We start from the raw sequence: 1,273 nt of genomic DNA on the forward strand, positions 1-1,273 counted from the left end.
TGGAGTGAACCCCATGGGCTGGACCACAGGCCCCTAGGAAACTGATACGCTGGACGGGCCTTGATTGGAGAAGGCCCATGACGTCACGAGGTCCCTACCGCCGGCATTCCACGCCGTTCAAGCTGCAGCTTTGCCAAGACATCCGCACTGGTGCTCTTGGGCGGCGCGATGCGCAGCGCAGCCACAATCTTTCCGCTAACCTCATTCAGCTATGGCTCACGCAATATGACCGGGGCGAGTTGAACGACGAGGAAGCCGAGGCCAGTGTCATTGCAGAGTATGAAGCTCGCATTGCCGCGCTCGAGCGGAAGGTGGGTCAGCTCACGATGGAGCTGGATCTTGCAAAAAAACACCACGGATGTCGACCGCGGGCGGCAGCGAAAGATCCTTCGTGATCAGCGGCCCCTTGGCTGCTCCGTCAGACGGGGGTGCAAAGCCATGAACCTGCCGCGCAGCACCTACTACTACCGCTCTGCCAGGACCCTCACGCTGACGGACGGCGAACTCACCGCCATCATCGAAGATGTCCAGGATGAGCTACCCTGCTATGGCTATAGACGCGTGACCCACGAGCTTCGGCGCCGTGGTTTTGCAATCAATCACAAGAGGGTAGCACGGGTCATGCGAGTAGCGGGACTGGGCATCAAGCCCCGCAAGCGCTCTGTGCGTACGACTGACAGCCGGCATGACTCTCCAATCTTTCCCAACCTGTATCGCAACCTCATTCCCGATCGCCCTGACAGGGTCTGGGTCGCGGATTTCACCTACATCCGTGTCGTCACAGGCTTCTGCTACCTGGCCGCCATCCTGGATGCCTGTAGCCGCAAAGTCATAGGCTATGCATTGTCACAGCATCTGGATACGGAACTGGCACTCGCAGCTCTGCGCGCGGCCGTCATGACCAGAAAGCCTTCCGAGGGCTGCATTCATCATACGGATCGCGGCTGTCAGTACGCATCCCAAAGCTATCGGGACGCCCTTGATGCTTCAGGCTTGCGCGGTTCGATGAGCAGCGTCGGCAATCCTTATCATAACGCGCAGGCTGAAAGCTTTATGAAAACCCTGAAGGTCGAGGAGGTCTATCGAGCCGGTTACGAGACTTTTGCCGATGTGGCAGTCCGCTTGCCGATCTTCATTGAGCAGATCTACAACACGAGAAGGCTTCACTCAGCCCTCAGCTACAGAACCCCCGAGGAATTCGAAACCCTGTTTGCCCAGAAAGCGGCTTAGTTCGAATGGTGCCATGTGGTCCAGCTCATGGGGTTCACTCCAC

General features: G+C 58.2%; 2 protein-coding genes. Both read left to right on the plus strand.

Features of this window, described 5'->3' with window-relative positions; genetic code table 11:
• Window positions 1-77: 77 nt before the first annotated feature.
• The gene (locus tag ACFQDM_RS13735; RefSeq protein ID WP_377379953.1) at window positions 78-395 is read left to right on the plus strand and encodes a transposase; all 318 of its coding nucleotides are present in this window, start codon (window positions 78-80) and stop codon (window positions 393-395) included.
• The gene (locus ACFQDM_RS13740) at window positions 280-1,230 is read left to right on the plus strand and encodes an IS3 family transposase (RefSeq protein WP_377379955.1); all 951 of its coding nucleotides are present in this window, start codon (window positions 280-282) and stop codon (window positions 1,228-1,230) included. Before ACFQDM_RS13735 ends, ACFQDM_RS13740 begins: the two co-directional genes overlap by 116 nt.
• Window positions 1,231-1,273: the final 43 nt, after the last annotated feature.

The organism is Ponticaulis profundi (assembly GCF_042659465.1).
Classification (GTDB): domain Bacteria; phylum Pseudomonadota; class Alphaproteobacteria; order Caulobacterales; family Hyphomonadaceae; genus Ponticaulis; species Ponticaulis profundi.

Bases quoted from the DNA above. Each gene is read 5' to 3' on its own strand.
- ACFQDM_RS13735 (WP_377379953.1), top strand. From the start codon at position 78: ATGACGTCACGAGGTCCCTACCGCCGGCATTCCACGCCGTTCAAGCTG.
- ACFQDM_RS13740 (WP_377379955.1), top strand. From the start codon at position 280: ATGAAGCTCGCATTGCCGCGCTCGAGCGGAAGGTGGGTCAGCTCACGA.